This window comes from Streptomyces sp. NPDC054961 (assembly GCF_053609145.1).
Genome location: NZ_JBSGWY010000002.1, coordinates 392,103 through 411,914 on the forward strand (window position 1 = coordinate 392,103; position 19,812 = coordinate 411,914).

Here is a 19,812-nt window from a genome sequence, read left to right on the forward strand (position 1 = left end):
CCCGGGGGGGGGGGTGTCGCTCAGCGGGGGGGGGGGTGGGGGGGGCCGCCCCCCGGGGGGCCTAACAAACCCCGGGCGGGGGCCCCGGGGGGGGGGGGGCCCCCCCCCCCGCTTCCGTCCTCGCCCGCGCGCCGGGGCGCGGACGGCCACCGCTACTTCACGAAGGCCAGGTTCACGATCCAGAAGCTGACCGCCGCCACGAGCGCCGCGGCCGGCATGGTGATGAACCAGCCCAGGATGATGTTCTTGGCGACGCCCCAGCGGACCGCGTTCACCCGCTTCGTCGCGCCCACGCCCATGATCGCCGAGGTGATCACGTGGGTGGTGGAGATCGGCGCGTGGAACAGGAACGCCGAGCCGAACATGATCGAGGCGCCGGTGGTCTCCGCCGCGAAGCCCTGCGGCGGGTCCAGCTCGATGATCTTGCGGCCGAGGGTGCGCATGATCCGCCAGCCGCCCGCGTACGTACCCAGCGACAGCATCACGGCGCACACGATCTTGACCCAGATCGGGATCTCGGCGCCCGCGCTGCTCACGTCGGCGATGACCAGGGCCATCATCACGATGCCCATGGTCTTCTGCGCGTCCTGCAGACCGTGGCCGAGCGCCATGCCGGCCGCCGAGACCGTCTGCGCGATGCGGAAACCGCGCTTGGCCTTGTGCGGGTTGGAGCGGCGGAACATCCACAGGATGACGACCATCACCAGGTAACCGACGACGAGGCCGACGACCGGGGAGACGAACATCGGGATGACGACCTTGTCGATCACTCCCGACCAGATCACCTCGGTCCCGCCGGCCAGCGCCGCGCCGACCATGCCGCCGAACAGCGCGTGCGACGAGGAGGAGGGCAGGCCGAAGTACCAGGTGATCAGGTTCCAGACGATCGCGCCGACCAGCGCCGAGAAGAGGATCCACATGCCCCGGGTCCCCTGGGGCGTCTCGATCAGGCCCTCACTGACCGTCTTGGCGACCCCGCTGCCGAGGAACGCGCCGGCCAGGTTCATCACCGCGGCCATCGCGAGCGCGGCGCGCGGCGTCAGCGCACGGGTCGAGACCGAGGTCGCGATCGCGTTCGCCGAGTCGTGGAAACCGTTGGTATAGGTGAATCCGAGCGCGACACCGATGGTCACGATCAGAGCAAAGGTGTCCACGAGGTTCAGGACTCCTTGACCGCGATGGTCTCCACCGTGTTCGCGACGTGCTCGAACGCGTCGGCCGCCTCTTCGAGCACGTCGACGATCTGCTTGAGCTTCAGCACCTCCATGGCGTCGTACTTGCCGTTGAAGAGCTGGGCGAGCAGCTTGCGGTGGATCTGGTCCGCCTGGTTCTCGAGACGGTTGACCTCGATCCAGTACTCGGTGAGGTTCTCCATGGTGCGCAGGTGCGGCATGGCCTCGGCGGTCAGTTCGGCCGCGCGCGCCAGCACCTCGATCTGCTGCTCGACGCCCTTGGGGAGCTCCTCCACGTTGTAGAGGACGACCAGGTCGACCGCCTCTTCCATGAAGTCCATGATGTCGTCGAGGCAGGACGCCAGGTTGTAGATGTCCTCGCGGTCGAACGGCGTGATGAAGGAGGAGTTGAGCTGGTGGAAGATCGCGTGCGTGGCGTCATCCCCCGCGTGCTCCGCCGCCCGCATCCGCTCCGCGATCTCGGCTCGGGCGGAGGAGTCCGCTCCGAGCAGTTCCATCAGGAGCTTGGAGCCCGTGACGATGTTGTCCGCGGATGCGGCGAACATGTCGTAGAAGCTCGTCTCCCTGGGGGTCAGACGAAATCGCACGTGAGGTCCTCGGGGTGCATTGGATTCGGTCAGGCTGATGCTAGGCGCATCCCCCGGCCACGGCTAACCGGCAGTTCCCCAGTGTCCTCCATCGGGCAGAGTTGAGGACGACGGACCCCTGCCCCCGCGGACGGAGCCCGGTACCCTATACCCATGAGGGGTATGCACCCCTCGATCCGGACCACAGGAGGACGCATGACTGCCATCCAGGCGGAGGGCTCCGGAGCCGAAACGGGCACGGTCGTCGCAGCGGCGGACGGCACGGAGGCGAGCCTGCTCGCGAGCACGGACGCGACCGGGAGCACGGACGCGAACACGGACGCGAGTACGGCCACCGGCGCGGTGCACGGCTACCACCACCAGAAGGACGAGCACCTCAAGCGGCTGCGCCGGATCGAGGGCCAGATCCGGGGCCTCCAGCGGCTCGTCGGCGAGGACGTCTACTGCATCGACATACTCACCCAGGTCTCGGCGAGCACGAAGGCACTGCAGTCCTTCGCGCTCCAGCTGCTGGAGGAGCACCTCCGGCACTGCGTCGCGGACGCGGCCGTCAAGGGCGGGGGCGAGATCGACGCCAAGGTCGAGGAAGCGACGAAGGCGATCGCACGGCTGCTGCGCACCTGAGGGGAGACGGCGGCGGGCTGGGCTAGCGCCCCATCAGCACTTCGTCGATGCGGTCCTGGCTGAGCCGGTCCTCGTGCGCGGCGGAGGCCGCGATGATCAGCTCGCCGCACAGGTCGATCTCGGCGAGAGCCACGTGGTCCTGCACGGTCGTACCGCCTGCGGGAGTCACGCGTGTCACCTCTCTCTGCCGTCGTCCGGTCGCCGGCGCTCGGTTTCTCAGCGTAGGGACCGGGAGGCTCCCCGCGCATGACACGGATGGACCATTTCCGGATACCCGGCATGGCCCGATCGCGTCGCCCCGCGCACCCTCCACCGGCTAGTCGGCGATCTTTCCCGCGTAAATGTCCCCTTCCGGGGGCAGTACGACGGTGACCGGGGTCCCGAACCCGTAGAGCAGCGTGGTGGAGGACACATCGATCACGCCATGGTTGACGTAGGTGAACCGATGGCTGACCTTGCGCAGCCGGCCCTCCTCGTCGAGGTACGCGTCGAACGGCACGGCGTCCTTGCTGAACCCTTTCGCCGCCGCCTCCAGTGCCCCCTTCACCGCCGGCGAGGCCGCGGCCGCCGCCCGCGCGATGTCGGTCGTACCCCGGTAGTGCCGCACCTTGGTCCCGGCCACCTCGGTCTCGCCCACGTACGTCACCTCCTGCGCGCCGCGCAGCAGCTCGGCGGCGGCCACCGGGTCGGTGGCCCCGCCCGTGACGAGGTTCCCGTCGGCGAGGGCCGTCGTGTCGACCCGCACCCACTTGTCGTCCGGGACGCCCGCGCCCCGGTTCTTCATGTAGAGCGCCCCCGGGACCAGCAGCTCGGTGATCGGCCGGTGCTCGGCCTTGCCCTTGGCGTCGTCCGGGAGCATGACCAGGAGCTGGCCCATCCGGTTCTTGAAGTCGACGCCGCCCTCGCCCCGGATGGTGACCCTGGTGCCCCCGGTCGCCATCTCCATCGCCGTACGGGCCCGCGCGCTGCCCGTCTTCGCGAGCACGTCGGCGGCTGCGCGGACTGTGGCCGCCGGGTCCCGGGCGGGCTTGCCGTCGTCACCCGCGACCGCGTCACCGCCGCACCCGCTCAACGCCGCGACCGCCAGGGCGAGGCCGACCGCGAACGCCGCCTGAGCGCGTCCCGGCCGCCGCCTGTGCTGGTGCACCACCATCGCCTGCCAACCCCCAACGCGTGACCGCTGTTTGCCCGAGGCCCACCCGCTCCGTTTAACGAGGTCCGGGGTCTCCCGTCACGGGCCGGACCCTTCCTCGAACGGTGCGCGCACCCCGGGGGAACGGCGGGCGAACCTCCAGGAACCAACACCCGCCGTTCCGGAGCCCGTTGCCGCACCCGGTCCGGCTCACGGTCCGATGCGCGGTCCGACTCCCGTGGCGCGCCCGTGCCGCGCCCGGTCCGACCTCGGCCCGGGCTCGGTCCGACCTCGGTCCGCGCTCGGTCCGCGCTCGGTCCGGGCTCGGTCCGGGCTCGGTCCGGGCTCCGGTCCGGGCTCCGGTCCGGCCCCCGGTTGCGGTCCCGGCTCCGCACCGTGGAACCGACCGGTTCCCGGCAGTCCCCCAGCCCGGACATGCCGGGTACCGTGGTGGAGTGGACCCGCACACCGAAGCGACCCTCGTCCCTCCGCTTGCCGCCGTACCGCTGCCCCGCGACCCGCTGGGACCGGACCTGCCGCCCCCGGGTCACTCCACGAGCACCTCCGAACGCGGCTCGTTCTGCCTGGCCGCCTGCACCTGCGGATGGCGCGGCCCGGCCCGCCGATCCCGCGACCTGGCCCGCAAGGACGCCACCCGGCACACCACGGAGTAACCGCACCGGCCACCCCGCTCGCACCGTCCCGGCCGGCCGCCGCGCCCGGCCCGCGGACGGGCCCCGCCGGCCCGGTCGCCCGATCGGACGACCCCGCTGGCCCGCACGCCCGGGACCGGATGCCCTTGTCTCATGCCCGGACCCGCGCTCCCGCCACGCCTCGCCGCCCTCCTCGGGGCACCGCTGATCGCGCTCGCCCCGGCCGCGGCGGCCCCCGCCGCCACGGTCGGCGCCGCCACCGCCCCCGCCCGGGCCAGCCCGGTGGGTACGGCGGACGGCCCCGGCGACGTCGCCCTGGCCATCGGGGTCACCACCGGCGCGGCCGCCGCGACCGGGCTGTGGCTGCGCTCGCACTACCGCCGCGAGGACGCGGAAGCCGTGGAAGCCGTGGAAGGCACCGACGGCGGGGAACCGTGACCCCGCGCACGCGCACGCGCCCGACGGCGGTCCGCCTCTTCTTCGGGGCAGCCGCGCTGTGCCTGCTGGCCGCCGCGGCGCTGGCCGTGTGGAAGGCGTACTCCGTCGGATGACCGGCGGCTCACGAACGGCCGGTCACGAACGGCCGGTGACGAACGGCGGGTCGCCACCGGCGGGTCGCCACCAGTTCGGCCCGCCCCGGCCTCAGGCGGCGAGGTCGCTCTCGTGGCCGCGCCCCGGGGGCGGCGTCGGCGTCGCGAGGTCCACCGGCCGGGCCACCACGCGGCCCCGTGCGCGCACCAGTACGCCCAGGCGGGGCGACCGGGCGACCGCCCGCACCACCGGGGTCAGCAGCGCCATGGCGAGCGGGGCGAGCAGCAGCACCACCGCGGTGCCCAGGGCGAATCCGCCGATGACGTCGGTCGGGTAGTGCAGGCCCATGTAGACCCGGGTGAAGCCCTCCAGCAGGGCCAGCCCGATCCCGGCGTAGCCGAACTTGCGGTGCGCGACGAACAGCCCGACGCCCAGCGCCATCGCGAGGGTCGAATGGTCGCTGACGAAGGAGAAGGCGCTGTGGCTGATCCCGGCTCCGGGATCCAGCACCTCGACCCCCTCGTGCTGTGCGGCGGGCCGCGGCCGGCCCACGAACTCCCGCAGGGGGACGTTCAGGAGCAGCGCGGCTCCCGCGGCGAGCGGGGCCCATACGAGGGCGGTGAAGGATTCGACGGCCGCGGCTTCGTCCTGCCGGCGGCGCGCCCCGCGCCAGCACCACAGCACCAGGAGCACGAGGGCCAGCGGGATCCCGTACTCGCCGACGAGCGCGACCGTCCGGTCCATCCACGGGGGGGCATGGCGGGTCAGCCCGTTGATCTCGTACAGCAGGCTTACATCCACGTTCGGCCCACCCGTTGTGAGTCCAGCCATGGTGATGCGGCCCCTTGCCCTTGCCTCGGTACGCCGGTGGACGCACTCCTGTGTGCGCCCCTTCGCCCCCCGGTATGCAGTCCGGTGATTCAGTCCCCGTGACCATGGAACGCCCGTTCTGGCCGCGGCGTTCCACTCTCCACCGAATGATCACTCCAACGTTATCGAAGAGTGACTCATCGTCGCAGCTCAGGGCCTTCGGTTCACGCTGTGTTGCCGGCGCCCTCGCGCCGCGGCAGCGCTTCCGCGCCGTCCTTGGTCACCCGCGTCGCGCCGAAGTAGTCCGGCGTGTCGATCTTGTCGAAGCGGATCACCGAGCCGGTGTAGGGGGCGTTGATCATGTAACCGCCGCCCACGTACAGCCCGACGTGCCGGATCTCCCGGGAGTTCGTCAGATCGTCGGAGAAGAACACCAGGTCCCCGGGCAGCAGTTCCGCCCGTGAGGGGTGCGGCCCGGCGTTGTACTGGTCGTTGGCCACGCGCGGCAGGTCGATCCCGACGGACTCGTACGCCGCCTTGGTCAGCCCCGAGCAGTCGAACCGCCCGCCCTGGTCGGCCGTTCCGTTCCCGCCCCACAGATAGGGCGTCCCCAACTGCTTCTGCGCGAAGTAGATCGCCCCGGCCGCCTGCTGCGACGGCGCCACCCGCCCGACGGGGGCCTCGAAGCTCTTGGCGAGCGTCGTGATCGTCTTCACGTACCCCTGGGTCTCCCGGAACGGCGGGACCCCCTGATGCTGTATCACCGCGCCCGGACCGGCGTTGTAGGCGGCGAGCATGTTCTTGACGGCGTCCCCGGGCACCTTGTTCACGTAGCGCGCGAGCTCGCAGTCGTACGAAGCCGCGGACGGGATCGCGTCGTTGGGATCCCAGATGTCCCGGTCGCCGTCACCGTCCCCGTCGATGCCGTGCGTGGCCCACGTACCCGGAATGAACTGCGCGATGCCCCGCGCGTCGGCCGGACTCACGATGCCCGGGTCCCACCCGCTCTCCGAGTAGAGCTGCGCCGCCAGCAGGGCCGGGGTCAAGGTCGGGCAGAGGTTGCCCCACTTCTGCACGAGCGCCTGGTACTTCCCCGGCACGGCCCCCTTCGCGAGGCCCACCGCCCGTCCGCCCGCACCGCTCGCGAACCCCGCGGCGGCCGAGTACGTACCGACCACGAGCAGGGCGACGAAGCACAGGCACGCTCCGAAACCGATACCGCCGATCACCCAGACTCTGCGCACCCGTCAACCCTCCCCCATCAAACCGTCAATCCCGCGCCATTCACCGTCCGTGTCGAAGCATCCCCCGTAGTCATCCCTATGGCGGACCGCTGTCGAAACCGGTACACCAGAAACTCTTGTGTTCCGTGTCCGAAACCGCGTGCCGGAACACCACGGTCCAGCCACCCGGATCCTGCGCGAGCGGCGGTGCCTTGACGGTCTTTCCGTTCAGCCGCATCGAGAAGTCGTCGGGATAGGTGAGGAACTTCCAGTCGGTCGGGGTCCCCTCGTAGACGTCGCGGGCCCTGGCCACGAAGCCGAGCTGACGGTTGTCGGTCACCGCCGTGGAGCGGCCGCCCGCGTCCACCTCGTGCTGCGGCTTCACCACGACGGCCACGTAGTACGGAGGCATGTCGGACGCCGCCGACTTGACCCGGAACCCGATCTGGACCGTGCCCGGCTTCACCTCGTGCGACGCGTCCGTCCCGGCCGTGGTCACCGAGATCTGGAAGACCGACTTCGCGTCCTCCTGCGCCGGCTCCGCGCAGACGTTCTTGGTGGGGTCGTAGTCGTCGAAGTCCGGCGCCGTCTGCGCGATAAACACCGGTGGACCGGCGGCGGCCTTCGACGGCTGCCCCGACGAATCGCCGCTCCGTCCCGGATCCGGGGTCGCACCCGGGGTCGCAGCCGGGCTCGCAGCCGCGCTCTGGCTGGGACCGCGCCCCTGCTCCCCGCCGCGGGCGCCGTCGCCGTCCCCGCCCGGCCCGCCCAGCGGCAGCTTCCACACCGCGACCGCCCCCACGACGGCCAGGGCCACCCCCGCGGCCAGCCAGGCCCCGGCCCGGCCCCGGCGCACCGGGGCGGCGGGCACGCTCCGGGTGGGCGTGTACCCGTACGGGGCCGAGGGCGCAGCACCGTACGGCCTCGCGGGCGCGTGCGGCGGCGGGGCACCCGGGCCCTGGGTCCGCATCTCGTGCACCGGCACGGCCTCGCCCAGGGCGCCCAGGGCCGCGTACGACGCGTCGTCCATCAGCGTGTCCCGCACCCCGCAGCGCCGGATCACCTCGGCCGGCCCCGGCCGGGCCGCCGGATCCTTCGCCACACAGGCCTCGATCAGGGCCGCCAGCTCCGGCTCGACCCCGGCCAGATCGACCGGCTCGTGCACCGCGCGGTAGCTGACCGTCGCCGCCACGCCCGTGCCGAACGGCGGCCGTCCGGTGGCCGCGTGGGCGAGCGTCGCCCCCAGCGCGAAAACGTCCGCGGCGGGCCCCGCCTCGGCGCCCAGCAACACCTCGGGCGCGGTGTACCCCGGCGTCCCCGGTGCCTGGCCGTCCTGGGTGAGGGCCGTCTCGCCCACGCCCCTCGCGATGCCGAAGTCGATGAGCTGCGGCCCCTGCGCGCCCAGGATCACGTTCTGCGGCTTGAGGTCCCGGTGCGTCACCCCGTGCGCGTGGACGCTCGCCAGCCCCTCCGCCAGCGCGGCGAACAGCCTCCGGCAGGTCTGCGCGGGCAGCGCGCCGCGCTCCCCGACCGCCTGACCGAGCGTCGGGCCGGCCACGTACTGCGTCGCCAGCCAGAACGGGGGCGCGGCGAGGGACGCGTCGATCAGGTTCGCCGTGTACGCGGACCGCACCGCCCCGACGGTCCGGACCTCCCGACGGAACCGCGCCAGCGCCTCCGGATGGCCCGTGATCTCGTCCCGGATCACCTTCACCGCGACCAGCCGCCCGCCGGGCGAACGCCCGAGATACACCTGCCCCATCCCGCCGGCGCCGAGCCGGGCGAGCAGAGCGTGGGCCCCGATGTGCGCGGGGTCGGTATCCCTCAGAGCCTCCATCCGCACGAGGGTGCCACAGCGACTCCCGTACGGATCAAGCGGGTTGACCGGGCCGGGCGCACACCTCGGCCACCAGCCGGCCCCCGGCTAAGGCCTCGGCGCCACGAACAGACTCTGCGCGCTCCGCCCGATCGGCCCCTTCTCGTCGTGCAGACGGGCGTCAGCGAGGCCGATGCCGGCCGCGTCCACGCTCGTACGCGCCTCCACGCACGCCCACTCGCCCACCGGGTGGCGGTGCAGATGGACGGTGAGGTCGCCGTTGACGAAGACGTACCGGCCGAAGTCCATGACGGAGCTGATGCCGTTGCCCGAGTCCGCGGCGACCAGCACCCGGTCCAGGGGCCTGGTCTCCTCCCCGGCCACCAGCGGCACCTTCATCCGCATCCAGCAGGTGCCGGGACCGAGCTCGACGAACGCGCCTTCGGTGAAGCGGGTCTCCATGGCCGTGTGGTAGCCCGTCTCCCACGGCACCGGGAAGAACGACGTCACCCCGACCTCCCCGGGCGGCGGCAGCTCCGGCCCCGGCGCGACGGCCGGTACGGACTCCCGCGCCACCCGGATGCGCAGGGCGCGCGCCAGCATCACGGGCGCCGCCCCGGCGGGGGCCAGCGTGGCCTCGACGACCTCGGTGCCGCGGCCGGCCCGCACCACGCTGGTGGTCAGCTCCAGCGGACCGATCGGCACCGGGCGCAGGATCTCGTACGTGATCCGGGCGATCCGCATGTCCTCGCGCCCGCCCGGCCGCTCCTCGATCGCCCGGCCGAGCAGCGCGGCCGGCGGCCCGGCGTGCTGCGATCCGGGGTCCCACGGGCCTCGCGTGTAGCCGGTGGCCTGGAACCGGCCCGTGTCGATCCGCTCGTAGAACGCCTCCACCTCACCCATGCCACTAACGCTACCGACAAGTAACCCACTCCCGCCAGACCTCATCCGCCTCCGTGGCCCCCGGCAGACGGCCCTCGCAACCGTCCCGCGTCCCCCGGTGCCCCCTGCGTCCCCCGCGGCACCCCGGGCGCGCTCCCGGTGACGCCCAGGACCCCTAGGGGCGCCTTTCGCCCCCCTCTCCCCCACCGGGGGACAATGACGACGTGCCCAAGCCTCACGCCTCCCCCGCCAGCCCCGCCAGCCCTGCCTCCCCCGGCTCCCCAGCCGCGCCCGCCACCCCCGCCGCGCCCGCCGGCACCGCGCTCCCCGTCCTGCAGGCGGACTGCGCCCGCTGCTTCGCGCTCTGCTGCGTCGCCCTGCCCTTCGCCAAATCCACCGACTTCGCGGTGAACAAGCCCGCCGGCACCCCCTGCAAGAACCTCCAGCAGGACTTCCGCTGCGGCATCCACACCCGGCTGCGCGACGAGGGCTTCCCCGGCTGCACCGTCTTCGACTGCTTCGGCGCGGGCCAGCAGGTCTCCCAGGTCACCTTCGGCGGCCGCGACTGGCGCTCCCATCCCGGCACGGCCGCCGCGATGTTCGAGGTCTTCCCCGTGATGCGGCAGTTGCACGAGCTGCTCGCGTACGTCCGCGAGGCCCTCACCCTCCCCACCGCCCGCCCCGTCCACGCGGACCTCCGCGCCGCCCTCGCCGACACCGCGCGCTGGACGGAAGCGACTCCGCAGGCCCTCGCGGCACTGGACATCGGCCCCCTCCGCCACGAGGTCAACGGCCTCCTCCTGAAGGCCAGCGAGCTCGTACGGGCCAAGGTGCCGGGCCGCAAGAAGAACCACCGCGGCGCCGACCTGATGGGCGCCCGCCTCTCCGGCGCGGACCTGCGCGGCGCGAACCTCCGCGGCGCCTACCTCATCGCGGCCGACCTCAGCGGCGCCGACCTCCGCTCCGCCGACCTGATCGGCGCGGACTTCCGCGACACCGACCTCCGCGGCGCCGACCTCCGCGACACCCTCTTCCTCACCCAGCCCCAGCTCAACGCGGCCAAGGGTTCCCCCGCCACCCTCCTGCCGCCCGCCCTGAACCACCCCGCGCACTGGCTCCCGTAGAGACCCCGCGCTCGCGGGCCCCGACCGGACCCCGGGGGTGCCCCGACCGGACCCCCTGGAAAGCCGCGCCCGGCTCGTACCCCGGACGCGGCGCCGGCGGTCGGCCGGGCGGGCGGCCGGTCGGCCGGGCGGCCGCCGTCAGGGCTTGACGACCGCCTGCCAGCCCAGCGGGCAGTTGATGTTCGTGGGCGAGTAGGTGCAGGCGATCTCGGAGACGTCCCCGCCGCGCGTCAGCACCTTCACGTACGCCCGGTTCCCGGTGGAGGTGATGGACACGCTGCACGCGTCCCTCGGGAATCCGGGGTTCGCCCGCGTGGTGAGGTCCTTCCAGACGTACGGGCCGACGGTCATCGCGGTCACGGTCCGCCGGCCGATGTACGCGCGCCCCTTGCTCAGCGCGGCACTGAGCTCCTGATCGGCGCCGACCTTGACCGAGTCCAGGTCGGCGCACGGAACGGCCGGACCGCGGTCGCCCTTCGGCCCCCGGTCCCCCTTCGGCCCTCTCGGGCCGCGCGACCCCTGACACCCGCTACCGCCCAGCGGCGCCGCCCCGGCGCCCGGCGCGGCCCTCACCGACCGAAGGCCGTCGTCCCCGCCGGGCCCGGCACACGAACCACCGCCGGCGGCGACCGCCACCGGGACCGAGACACCCGTGAACAGCAGCGCCAGGGGCACCGCGACCCCACCGGCCACCCACACGGCCCGCCGTCCCACCCTGCTGAAACCACCCATCCGTCGCCCACTCCTCACCTCGCCGCACCGCGCGGCAGCTCGTACCGGACGACGTGGAGCATCCCCCAACCCCGCTCCAGGAAGGAATGACTGACGGAAAGTCGGACATATGTCATCGACATGGCCCAACGACACGCGCTCCGACTGCGCCGAACGGCGGCCCCGCGGCAGGCACCCGTTACGACGGGAGCCCAATCATTGCCCGGGGTCACCCCTCGTGATACACAGAGTGACCATACGTTCTTTCCCCCACACGCCGCCCGAGCCCAGGTCAGAGCGGGCGAACGGAACCAGCGGGCGCAGATCGGGTAAAGAGAGCAGTCAAGTCGACATACGACGAGGGTTTCATCAGCGAAGATAGAGCGTGACCCATGCCGTCCGGGCACTGGGCAACCGGAACTACCCCTTCAGGGCGGTGAGTTACATGATCCTGGCAGCCGAAAAAGGCGACATCACCACCATCATCGGCGGAATCGCCCCGAACTGGGGCCCGTTCGGCAGTCTCGGCAACGAAGCGAAGATCATGGTCGAGGTGGTCATGGCCGTCGCGATCCTCCTCTGCCTCGGCATCGCCATCTGGGGCGCGGCCAAGCAGCGCATCGGCGCGACGGCGCTGCGCGACACGTTCAGCGCGGAACAGGGCAAGGGCCTGATCGTGGCCGGCCTGACGGGCGTCTTCATCATCGGCTCGCTCGGCACGCTCTTCACCATCGTCTACGGAATGGCCGTCTAGCCAGAGCCCTGATGAGGACTCACCACGCCGCGCCTGCGCGGATACCAGCGCGACCGTCGAACGACGCGGAGGGGGCGAACACCGAATGAGCAGCGACGACCAGTACGGTGGCAGCGGCTCGGGCCACGGCGAAGTCGGCGGCACGGGCCAGACCCGTACCCGCCTCCCGGAGTCCTCCTCGGACTCCTACGGCTCGCCCCGCCGCGCCCCCCGCGCCTCCCGCGGCCTGGTCGCGGTCGTCGGCGTGGTCGTCCTCCTGATCGCCGCCATCGCGTTCGCGAACCAGTCCCACACCCCCCAGGACCCTCCGCAGGCCTCCGACAAACCCCCGGCCGCCAACCCCACGGCAGCCACGGGCGTCCCCCCGGTCGACACCAAATCGGCGGGCATCCCGAAGGGCTTCCCCCAGACCGAACAGGGCGCCCAGTCGGCGGCGTCGAACTATGCTGCGGCACTGGGTTCTGACGGCATGTTCAATCCCGCGCGCAGACACGCCATCGTCGACGCCGTCGCGGACGAGAGCACCCGGGCGAAGCTCCAGAGCGGATTCGACGCGGACTATTCGGCCGGCCTGCTCGCCCAGATCGGTCTGACCAAGGACGGTCTCGCCCCGACGGGATCCACGTTCGTCAACCGGACCGTGCCGGTGGGCACCAAGGTCAAAAGTCTCTCCGACGGATCCGCCTCGGTCGACGTCTGGTGCATCGGCATGTTCGGTCTGACCGGCGAGAAATCCACCCGCCCTGTGACCAACGGGTGGTTCACCATCTCCCTCACCCTCAAGTGGAACGGTTCCGACTGGAAAGTCGTCGAAACCGCCCAGAAGGACGGCCCCACCCCGGTCACCGGCGACAACCCCGTATCCACCTCCGACGAGATCGGCCGCGCCGTCACCGAATTCGGAGGCTTCACCTATGCCCGGTAGCCACAGGTTCTCGCTCCGCGGCATCGGTGCCACGGCAGCTGCCCTCCAGACCGCGGTGATCCTCCTCGCCGCCCGCGCGACGGCCGCACCGACACCGTCGCCGTCGCCGTCGCCGAGCGCGAGCAACGACCCCTGCGGGCTGATCGCGGGGCCGGCCCGGGAATACTGCGAGCAAGGCAACGGCGCAACCGGCGGAGCCCCCCGCACGGGCCTCGCCCCCAGCGACCCCACCGACGCCCTGAACCCCCTGACCTCCCTCGCCAAGGGCTGCGCCGACGCCGCCGCCTGGATCGTCGGCGAGCTCAGCAAGGCGGTCAACGGCACGGCCAACGTCGACTTCACCAACGGCGCCTTCCTCAAGCAGTACGCCATCGTCTTCGCCGCCTCCAGCATCCTGACCCTCGTCCTCTGGCTCTTCGCCGTCGCCAAACGAGCCATCCGCGGGGTCCCCTTCACCACCGCCATGTCCGAAGCCATCGGCTTCCTCTGGCTCACCGTCCTCGCCTCCGCCTTCACCCCCCTCATCCTCTACACCGTGGTCTCCGCCACCGACGGCGTCACCGAGGTCATCGCCTCCGCCACCGGCAGCCAGACCGACGTCTTCTTCGGCTCCTTCGCCGAAGCCCTCAAGAAGGGCGACGACATCGGCGGCGGCCCGATCATGCTCATCGTGGTCGCCCTCGTCACCGTCCTCGCCGCCGGCATCCTCTGCCTCGAGCTCGTGATCCGGGCCGCGCTCCTCTACGTCGGCGCCCTGCTCGGCACCGTCGTCTACGCCGGCCTCGTCGACCGCAACCTCTGGGGCCACGTGCGCCGCTGGGCGGGCATCATGATCGCCGTGATCCTCGTGAAGCCGGTCATCGTCATCGTCCTCGGCCTCGCCGGGGCCCTGGCGGGCGAGAAGGGCCCCAACGCCTTCTCCGCCGTCGTCTCCGGCCTCGCGATCATCCTCCTGGCGATCTTCGCCTCCGCGATGATCTACCGCTTCGTACCCGGCTTCGGCGACGAGATCGCCTCCGCCCGCTCCACCCGCAGCAAGGCCACCGACGGCGCCCAGGCAGCCGCCGTCATCAGCTCCCCCGCCTCCCTCGTCTCCCAGGGCATCAAGACCCACAGCAGCCGCGGCGGCGGCAGCGGCGGCGGCGACCACCGCGCGAGCGGCGGCGCGGGCGGCGGCAACCAGATGTCCGGAGGCATGGCCGCGCACAGCAGCCGCGGCTCCGGCGGCAGAAGCGGCACAAGCGGCGGCACCGGCGGCGGATCCGCCGCCACGCCCCCGCCCCGTACGGGCTCCAGCACGAGGAACACAGGAGGTGACGGGCGGTGACGACCCAGTCCCACCAGCTCCACCAACTCCACCCGATCGCACCCCGCCGCACCTATCTCATCGGCCGGGCCCGGCCGAACGCGATCGTCGGCAAGAACCGGGAGACCGGCGAGATCGCGCTGATCATCGCCGGCGCGTTCCTCGGCATGATGAGCGGACTGCTCGTCCCCGCCCTCACCCTGCGCATCGTCACCCTCGCCGGGTTCCCGATGCTGGCGCTCGCCGCCGTCTACGTCCCCTTCCGCGGCCGCACCTTCTACCGCTGGTTCGAGATCAACCGCAGCTACAAGCGCACCCTGCGCCGCGGCACGACCTTCCGCTCGGGCGCCATGGAAGCCGGCATCCGCACCGCCGACGGCCGCGAGGTCGAAGTCGGCCCGCCCCCCGGCATCGGCCGCATCAACTGGCTCGCCGCGCCCTTCGGCCCCGACGAGATCGCCGTACTCCTCCACGCGGACCGCAGGACCGTCACCGCCGCCATCGAGATCGAGGGCCCCGGAGTGGGCCTGCGCGACAGCGAGGACCAAGAGGCCCTCGTGGACCGCTTCGGCACCCTCCTCAAGCACGTGGCCAACGGCGACGGCTTCGTCACCCGCCTCCAGATGCTCGCCCGCACCCTCCCCGCGGACCCCGACGCGCACGCCAAGGACGTCGCCCAGCGCGGCGACACCCACGCCCCCGGCTGGCTGCGCGATTCCTACGACCAGCTCCAGTCGATGGTCTCCACGTCCTCGGAGCAGCACCGCGCGTACCTCGTCGCCTGCATGCACTTCACGCGCGAACTCGCCGCCGAGGCCCAGACCATCGCCCGCGCGGGCACCCCGTACAAGGGCCGCAAGCTCGATCGCGACGCCGGCCTCGCCATCGTCATGGCCCGCGAGCTCACCGACATCTGCGCCCGCCTCGCCGAGGCCGACATCCGCGTACGCCAGCCGCTCGGCCAGGGCCGGCTGTCCTCCCTCGTGCACTCCATGTACGACCCGGACCACCCCATCGACCACATCCAGGCCATGACCAAGCGCAACGCCTGGCCCGCCGAACTCGACGCCGTGGAACCCACCTACCTCCAGGCCAAGACCCGCGAGTCCTCCACCCGCGCCCCCTGGTGCCACGCCACCGCCTGGGTGAAGGAGTGGCCGATGACCCCGGTCGGCGTCAACTTCCTCGCCCCGCTCCTCGTCCACACCCCCGATGTGATCCGCACCGTCGCCGTGACGATGGACCTCGAGCCCACCGAGATCGCCATCGAGCGCATGCTCACGGAGAAGACCAACGACGAGGCCGACGCCAGCCGCGCCGCCAAGATGAACCGCACCGTCGACCCCCGCGACATCGCCGCCCACGGCCGGCTCGACCAGCGGGGCGAAGACCTCGCGAGCGGCGCGGCGGGCGTCAACCTCGTCGGGTACATCACCGTGTCCTCGCGGTCCCCCGAGGCCCTCGCCCGCGACAAGCGCACCATCCGCGCCTCCGCGGGCAAGTCCTACCTGAAACTCGAATGGTGCGACCGCGAGCACCACCGCGCCTTCGTCAACACCCTGCCGTTCGCCACCGGCATCCGACGCTAGCTGGAGGGAATGGCCGCCCATGCGAGATCCCATGTCCGCCCTGACGGACACCTTCACCAGCTTCCTGTTCGGCAAGGTCGAGACCACCAGACTGCCCGTGCGCACCTCCACCGGCCAGGCGCAGGCCGTCTACCTGCCCACGGCCGCCCCCGGACTCGGTGACTCCGGGGTCATCATCGGCCGCGAGGTCTACAGCGGCAAGGGCTACATCTACGATCCCTTCCAGCTGTACGGCCAGCAGCTCCCGGCACCGCACTGGCTGGTCCTCGGCGAATCCGGCAACGGCAAGTCGGCCCTCGAGAAGACCTACGTCCTGCGCCAGCTGCGCTTCAAGGACCGCCAGGTCGTGGTTCTCGACGCCCAGGGCGAGGACGGCGTCGGCGAATGGAACCTCATCGCCCAGCAGCTGGGAATAACCCCCATCCGCCTGGACCCCATCGCCGCCAACGACGACGGGATCCGCCTCAACCCACTCGACCCGGCGATCACCACGACCGGTCAGCTCGCGCTGCTCCGGACCATCATCGAAGTCGCCATGGGCCACGGCCTCGACGAGCGCTCCGGCTTCGCGCTCAAGGTCGCGCACGCGTACGTGGTGGAGACCATCACCACGCGCCAGCCGGTCCTGACCGACATCGTGGAGCAGCTCCGCCACCCCGAGCCCGAATCCGCCCTCGCGATGAACGTCGACATAGACGATGTCCGGGCCTGGGGCCTCGACGTCGCGCTCGTGATCGACCGCCTCGTCGACGGTGACCTGCGCGGCATGTTCGACGGCCCCACCACCGTCGGCATCGACCTCGACGCCCCGCTGATCGTCTTCGACCTCTCCCACATCGACCGCAACTCCATCGCCATGCCCATCCTGATGGCGATCGTCGGAGTATGGCTGGAGCACACCTGGATCCGCCCCGACCGGAAGAAGCGCATCTTCCTGGTCGAGGAGGCCTGGCACATCATCAACAGCCCCTTCGTGGCCCAGCTGTTCCAGCGGCTCCTCAAGTTCGGCCGCCGCCTCGGCCTGTCCTTCGTCGCCGTCGTCCACCACCTCTCGGACGTGGTCGACGGCGCGGCGGCCCGCGAAGCCGCAGCCATCCTCAAGATGGCCTCCACCCGCACGATCTACGCGCAGAAAGCCGACGAGGCCCGAGCGACGGGCCGTGTACTCGGCCTCCCGCGCTGGGCGGTGGAGATCATCCCGACCCTCACCCCCGGCATCGCCGTCTGGGACGTCAACGGCAACGTCCAGGTCGTCAAACACCTGATCACCGAGGCGGAACGCCCCCTCGTCTACACGGACCGCGCCATGACCGAGACCTCGGCCCAGCACCGGCTGCCCGCCGACCTCCTCGCCGCCGAACTGGAGGCGGAGGAACGCGCCCTCCTGATGGAACGCCACCGCAACGGCGGTGGCGCCGGCTCGGCGACAACGGTGGCCTGACATGCCCGACCGCTCGGACCGCACGGACCGCACGGGCCGCCCCCAGGGCGGCATCCCGGACGGACTACTGGTCGGCCTGCTGGCCCTCCTCCTCGGCCTGGCCGTCCTCGTCTGGACGGCCACCGGCCTGTCCGCCCTCTTCGCGAAGGGCGCCTGGCCGGACACGGTCACCTTCACCCGCACCCCGACCGCGGTCCGCTCCCTGATAGCTCAGCCCCAGGACCTCCCGGCCGCCTGGCCGGACACCACCCCCGCGTCGCTCTCGGGCTGGGGCCTCTTCTGGGGCCTCTTCATCAGCCAACTGCTGATCCTCCTGGTCCTCACGACCTTCGCCCTGACCACCCTGGCCCGCACCAGATCCCGCCCCAAACCCCCAACCACTCCAGCCCCACCGGCGGCCATTCCAGCCCCTCAGACGGCATATCCCGGCCCGACGGCGGCCGTCCCAGCCGCGCCAACGCCAACGCCAACGCCAACTCCAGCCCCGCCGGCGTTTGAGGCGCAGGGCTCCGGGGGCTGGCCCCCGGCAACGACCCCGCACCACGACTACGCGGCACCGCCGTCCCTCACCCCCCGCCGCCTCATCTACGCCCCGCCAGAACACCGCCACCCCACCGCCAGCGCAGCGATCTCCGCCGCGGCGGGCCCAATCCTCGTCGTCACGTCCTCCCCCGACCTCTGGTCGCAGACCAAGGACGCCCGCGCCAAACTCGGCCCGGTCCTCCTCTACGACCCGTCCCACCTCTGCGACACCCCGGCCCGCCTGCACTGGAACCCGGCCACCGGCTGCGAGGACCGCGACACCGCCGCCGCCCGCGCCCTCGCACTCCTCGCCCCGGTCCGCCCCCAGGCCCGCATGGACACCGCGGTAGCGGACACCGCCGAAACGCTCCTCCGCAGCTGGCTCCAGGCCGCCGCCCTCGACAACCGCCCGTTCAAGCAGCTCCACCGCTGGGCCCAGGGCACGAACGCCCAGGAGCCGGTCCGCATCCTCCGTACCCATCCCCAGGCGGCAACCGCCGCCCCCGGCACGGCCGGTGAGCTCGAGAGCGCCCTGACCGCCCACCCGGAGCGCCGCGAACTCGCCCAGCACCTCACGGCCCGCGCGCTGAGCGCGCTCTCCTCGATCCACATCCGCGAGTCCTGCACCCCGAACAGAACCGACGCGCTCGCCCTGGCATCGTTCGTCTCCGAAGGGGGCACCCTCTACGTGGTGGGTGAACCGCTGGAAGATCCCCGGACCCACCCGGGTGCGATGCCCCTGCTGACCGCACTCGTCTCCAGCGTGGTCGAGCACGGCCGTCGCGTGGCCGCACGGTCATCCCACGGTCGGCTCGACCCACCACTGGCTCTCGTCTTCGACGACATCGCCGCCGTCGCGCCGATCCCCCAGCTCCCGCAGCTCCTCCAGGACGACACGCTCCCCCTCGTCGCCCTGTGCCGCAGCCGCGAACAGGCCCGCTCCCGTTGGCCGGAAGCGGACCTGCCCGTCATCGTCGGCCCCTAGGGCCCGTCTGGCCGCGCCGGCCGCTACCGCCGCTACCGCCGCTACGGCCGCTACGGCCGTGCGAAGACGTACTCCAGCTCCTTCGCGGACGGATCGTCCGGCATCGACACGACGTGCCCGCTCGCCGTGAACCCGAAGCGCCGGTAGAACGCGGCCGCCCGCGGGTTGTCCTCGTGCACGAAGAGCCGTACGCGCTCCAGCGCCGGCTCCTCCAGCGACCAGGCCCACTGCAGCGCGGCCTCGAACAGGGCTTCCACCAGCCCGGTCCCCCGCTCCTCGGGCCGTACGTACACGCCCACGAGGTGCCCCTGCGTGCGGTCGACGACTCCCTCGAAGACGTCACTCGTCCCGGCGGCCTCCACCAGGACCGTCACGGTCCCGTTCCACCGCCCGTCAGGAGCCTCGGCCACGAACTGTCGCACCGCTCGCCCGGACGCGGCACCGGCCGCCCGGTCCTGCCAGAACTCATCGGTCCTGGACTCGCCCTGTTCGACGGTCTCCAGGAAGGCCACGGCGGCTACCGGATCGTGCAGGGCCGCGATCCGCAGCTCCTTGACCTTCGCCCACTCGTCAGCGCGTACGGGCCGTATCTCGTGCTCGTTCATAGCTCGGGATTCTAATCAGCAGGCCTGCCGGAGTTCATCCGAGTATGCGCGAGCAAGTGGGCGCGAGGCGCCCGCCCAAAAGACCCGGTAAACGCAGAAAAGCCCCGCACCAGTTACCTGGTGCGGGGCTTTCCCACAATGATTGTTCGGCGGCGTCCTACTCTCCCACAGGGTCCCCCCTGCAGTACCATCGGCGCTGAAAGGCTTAGCTTCCGGGTTCGGAATGTAAACCGGGCGTTTCCCTAACGCTATGACCACCGAAACACTATGAAGTTAACCAACCGGATATGAACACAGTTCGTTACTTCAGAACTAACACAGTGGACGCGAGCAACTGAGGACAAGCCCTCGGCCTATTAGTACCAGTCAGCTCCACCCGTTACCGGGCTTCCACATCTG

Annotated in this window: 20 protein-coding genes and 1 rRNA gene; 10 read left to right on the forward strand and 11 right to left on the reverse strand. The window is 71.7% G+C overall.

The features are described 5' to 3' along the window. Positions 1 to 152 precede the first annotated feature (152 nt). Together ACWF9Z_RS04025 and ACWF9Z_RS04030 are read right to left on the reverse strand one after the other, a co-directional pair. The gene (locus tag ACWF9Z_RS04025) at positions 153 to 1,154 is read right to left on the reverse strand and encodes an anion permease (RefSeq protein ID WP_453597154.1); all 1,002 of its coding nucleotides are present in this window, start codon (positions 1,152 to 1,154) and stop codon (positions 153 to 155) included. A 5-nt stretch (positions 1,155 to 1,159) separates the two neighbouring features. Further along, positions 1,160 to 1,780 carry a DUF47 domain-containing protein gene (locus ACWF9Z_RS04030; protein WP_214952272.1) on the reverse strand — a complete coding sequence of 207 codons (621 nt, stop codon included), beginning with the start codon at positions 1,778 to 1,780 and terminating at the stop codon, positions 1,160 to 1,162. 195 nt (positions 1,781 to 1,975) lie between these two features. Here ACWF9Z_RS04030 and ACWF9Z_RS04035 point away from each other — a divergent pair, with 195 nt between their 5' ends. Beyond that, positions 1,976 to 2,404, forward strand: coding sequence for a metal-sensitive transcriptional regulator (locus ACWF9Z_RS04035; RefSeq protein ID WP_453597157.1), 429 nt, complete (start codon positions 1,976 to 1,978; stop codon positions 2,402 to 2,404). A gap of 22 nt (positions 2,405 to 2,426) precedes the next feature. On the opposite strand, the gene ACWF9Z_RS04040 is transcribed toward ACWF9Z_RS04035, so the two are convergent. Beyond that, positions 2,427 to 2,573, reverse strand: coding sequence for a hypothetical protein (locus tag ACWF9Z_RS04040; protein WP_453597245.1), 147 nt, complete (start codon positions 2,571 to 2,573; stop codon positions 2,427 to 2,429). 147 nt (positions 2,574 to 2,720) lie between these two features. After that, complete coding sequence (locus ACWF9Z_RS04045) at positions 2,721 to 3,557, reverse strand: hypothetical protein (protein WP_453597159.1); 837 nt, start codon at positions 3,555 to 3,557, stop codon at positions 2,721 to 2,723. 434 nt (positions 3,558 to 3,991) lie between these two features. Here ACWF9Z_RS04045 and ACWF9Z_RS04050 point away from each other — a divergent pair, with 434 nt between their 5' ends. Further along, a complete protein-coding gene (locus tag ACWF9Z_RS04050; RefSeq protein WP_453597161.1) occupies positions 3,992 to 4,210 on the forward strand; it encodes a hypothetical protein in 219 nt (72 codons plus the stop codon). A 132-nt stretch (positions 4,211 to 4,342) separates the two neighbouring features. Next, entirely contained in the window at positions 4,343 to 4,627 is a 285-nt protein-coding gene (locus ACWF9Z_RS04055) for a hypothetical protein (protein WP_453597163.1), read from the forward strand. 204 nt (positions 4,628 to 4,831) lie between these two features. Here ACWF9Z_RS04055 and ACWF9Z_RS04060 read toward each other — a convergent pair whose 3' ends face one another. From ACWF9Z_RS04060 to ACWF9Z_RS04075, 4 genes are all read right to left on the reverse strand, one after another. Next, positions 4,832 to 5,551: a phosphatase PAP2 family protein gene (locus tag ACWF9Z_RS04060; protein WP_453597165.1), complete on the reverse strand. Its 720-nt coding sequence runs from the start codon at positions 5,549 to 5,551 to the stop codon at positions 4,832 to 4,834. A 203-nt stretch (positions 5,552 to 5,754) separates the two neighbouring features. Continuing rightward, positions 5,755 to 6,774, reverse strand: coding sequence for a C40 family peptidase (locus ACWF9Z_RS04065; RefSeq protein ID WP_453597167.1), 1,020 nt, complete (start codon positions 6,772 to 6,774; stop codon positions 5,755 to 5,757). A 76-nt stretch (positions 6,775 to 6,850) separates the two neighbouring features. Next, the gene (locus tag ACWF9Z_RS04070; RefSeq protein WP_453597169.1) at positions 6,851 to 8,590 is read right to left on the reverse strand and encodes a serine/threonine-protein kinase; all 1,740 of its coding nucleotides are present in this window, start codon (positions 8,588 to 8,590) and stop codon (positions 6,851 to 6,853) included. Positions 8,591 to 8,677: 87 nt separating this feature from the next. Further along, on the reverse strand, positions 8,678 to 9,472 hold the full coding sequence (locus tag ACWF9Z_RS04075) for a thioesterase family protein (RefSeq protein WP_453597171.1): 795 nt from the start codon (positions 9,470 to 9,472) through the stop codon (positions 8,678 to 8,680). Between the two features lie 311 nt (positions 9,473 to 9,783). Between ACWF9Z_RS04075 and ACWF9Z_RS04080 the strand changes: the two genes are divergently transcribed. Then, on the forward strand, positions 9,784 to 10,575 hold the full coding sequence (locus ACWF9Z_RS04080; RefSeq protein ID WP_453597242.1) for a pentapeptide repeat-containing protein: 792 nt from the start codon (positions 9,784 to 9,786) through the stop codon (positions 10,573 to 10,575). A gap of 138 nt (positions 10,576 to 10,713) precedes the next feature. Here ACWF9Z_RS04080 and ACWF9Z_RS04085 read toward each other — a convergent pair whose 3' ends face one another. Next, the gene (locus tag ACWF9Z_RS04085) at positions 10,714 to 11,307 is read right to left on the reverse strand and encodes a hypothetical protein (RefSeq protein ID WP_453597173.1); all 594 of its coding nucleotides are present in this window, start codon (positions 11,305 to 11,307) and stop codon (positions 10,714 to 10,716) included. Between the two features lie 424 nt (positions 11,308 to 11,731). Between ACWF9Z_RS04085 and ACWF9Z_RS04090 the strand changes: the two genes are divergently transcribed. From ACWF9Z_RS04090 to ACWF9Z_RS04115, 6 genes are all read left to right on the forward strand, one after another. Beyond that, complete coding sequence (locus tag ACWF9Z_RS04090) at positions 11,732 to 12,040, forward strand: hypothetical protein (RefSeq protein WP_112452163.1); 309 nt, start codon at positions 11,732 to 11,734, stop codon at positions 12,038 to 12,040. 85 nt (positions 12,041 to 12,125) lie between these two features. Beyond that, a complete protein-coding gene (locus ACWF9Z_RS04095) occupies positions 12,126 to 12,965 on the forward strand; it encodes a hypothetical protein (protein WP_453597175.1) in 840 nt (279 codons plus the stop codon). After that, the gene (locus ACWF9Z_RS04100; protein WP_453597177.1) at positions 12,955 to 14,292 is read left to right on the forward strand and encodes a hypothetical protein; all 1,338 of its coding nucleotides are present in this window, start codon (positions 12,955 to 12,957) and stop codon (positions 14,290 to 14,292) included. The genes ACWF9Z_RS04095 and ACWF9Z_RS04100 overlap by 11 nt, the downstream gene beginning before the upstream one ends. After that, positions 14,289 to 15,860: an SCO6880 family protein gene (locus ACWF9Z_RS04105; protein ID WP_453597179.1), complete on the forward strand. Its 1,572-nt coding sequence runs from the start codon at positions 14,289 to 14,291 to the stop codon at positions 15,858 to 15,860. The genes ACWF9Z_RS04100 and ACWF9Z_RS04105 overlap by 4 nt, the downstream gene beginning before the upstream one ends. A gap of 19 nt (positions 15,861 to 15,879) precedes the next feature. Next, positions 15,880 to 17,301, forward strand: a complete 1,422-nt coding sequence (locus ACWF9Z_RS04110) for an ATP-binding protein (RefSeq protein ID WP_453597181.1) — start codon at positions 15,880 to 15,882, stop codon at positions 17,299 to 17,301. Position 17,302: 1 nt separating this feature from the next. Then, positions 17,303 to 18,808, forward strand: a complete 1,506-nt coding sequence (locus ACWF9Z_RS04115) for a type VI secretion protein (protein ID WP_453597183.1) — start codon at positions 17,303 to 17,305, stop codon at positions 18,806 to 18,808. Between the two features lie 50 nt (positions 18,809 to 18,858). Here ACWF9Z_RS04115 and ACWF9Z_RS04120 read toward each other — a convergent pair whose 3' ends face one another. Next, positions 18,859 to 19,413 carry a GNAT family N-acetyltransferase gene (locus ACWF9Z_RS04120; RefSeq protein WP_453597185.1) on the reverse strand — a complete coding sequence of 185 codons (555 nt, stop codon included), beginning with the start codon at positions 19,411 to 19,413 and terminating at the stop codon, positions 18,859 to 18,861. A gap of 144 nt (positions 19,414 to 19,557) precedes the next feature. Next, positions 19,558 to 19,675 (reverse strand): 5S ribosomal RNA (rrf, locus tag ACWF9Z_RS04125). Between the last annotated feature and the right edge of the window lie 137 nt (positions 19,676 to 19,812).

Bases quoted from the DNA above. Each gene is read 5' to 3' on its own strand.
- ACWF9Z_RS04035 (WP_453597157.1), top strand. From the start codon at position 1,976: ATGACTGCCATCCAGGCGGAGGGCTCCGGAGCCGAAACGGGCACGGTC.
- ACWF9Z_RS04045 (WP_453597159.1), bottom strand. From the start codon at position 3,557: ATGGTGGTGCACCAGCACAGGCGGCGGCCGGGACGCGCTCAGGCGGCG.
- ACWF9Z_RS04055 (WP_453597163.1), top strand. From the start codon at position 4,343: ATGCCCGGACCCGCGCTCCCGCCACGCCTCGCCGCCCTCCTCGGGGCA.
- ACWF9Z_RS04060 (WP_453597165.1), bottom strand. From the start codon at position 5,551: ATGGCTGGACTCACAACGGGTGGGCCGAACGTGGATGTAAGCCTGCTG.
- ACWF9Z_RS04070 (WP_453597169.1), bottom strand. From the start codon at position 8,590: ATGGAGGCTCTGAGGGATACCGACCCCGCGCACATCGGGGCCCACGCT.
- ACWF9Z_RS04075 (WP_453597171.1), bottom strand. From the start codon at position 9,472: ATGGGTGAGGTGGAGGCGTTCTACGAGCGGATCGACACGGGCCGGTTC.
- ACWF9Z_RS04085 (WP_453597173.1), bottom strand. From the start codon at position 11,307: ATGGGTGGTTTCAGCAGGGTGGGACGGCGGGCCGTGTGGGTGGCCGGT.
- ACWF9Z_RS04090 (WP_112452163.1), top strand. From the start codon at position 11,732: ATGATCCTGGCAGCCGAAAAAGGCGACATCACCACCATCATCGGCGGA.
- ACWF9Z_RS04095 (WP_453597175.1), top strand. From the start codon at position 12,126: ATGAGCAGCGACGACCAGTACGGTGGCAGCGGCTCGGGCCACGGCGAA.
- ACWF9Z_RS04100 (WP_453597177.1), top strand. From the start codon at position 12,955: ATGCCCGGTAGCCACAGGTTCTCGCTCCGCGGCATCGGTGCCACGGCA.
- ACWF9Z_RS04110 (WP_453597181.1), top strand. From the start codon at position 15,880: ATGCGAGATCCCATGTCCGCCCTGACGGACACCTTCACCAGCTTCCTG.
- ACWF9Z_RS04115 (WP_453597183.1), top strand. From the start codon at position 17,303: ATGCCCGACCGCTCGGACCGCACGGACCGCACGGGCCGCCCCCAGGGC.
- ACWF9Z_RS04120 (WP_453597185.1), bottom strand. From the start codon at position 19,413: ATGAACGAGCACGAGATACGGCCCGTACGCGCTGACGAGTGGGCGAAG.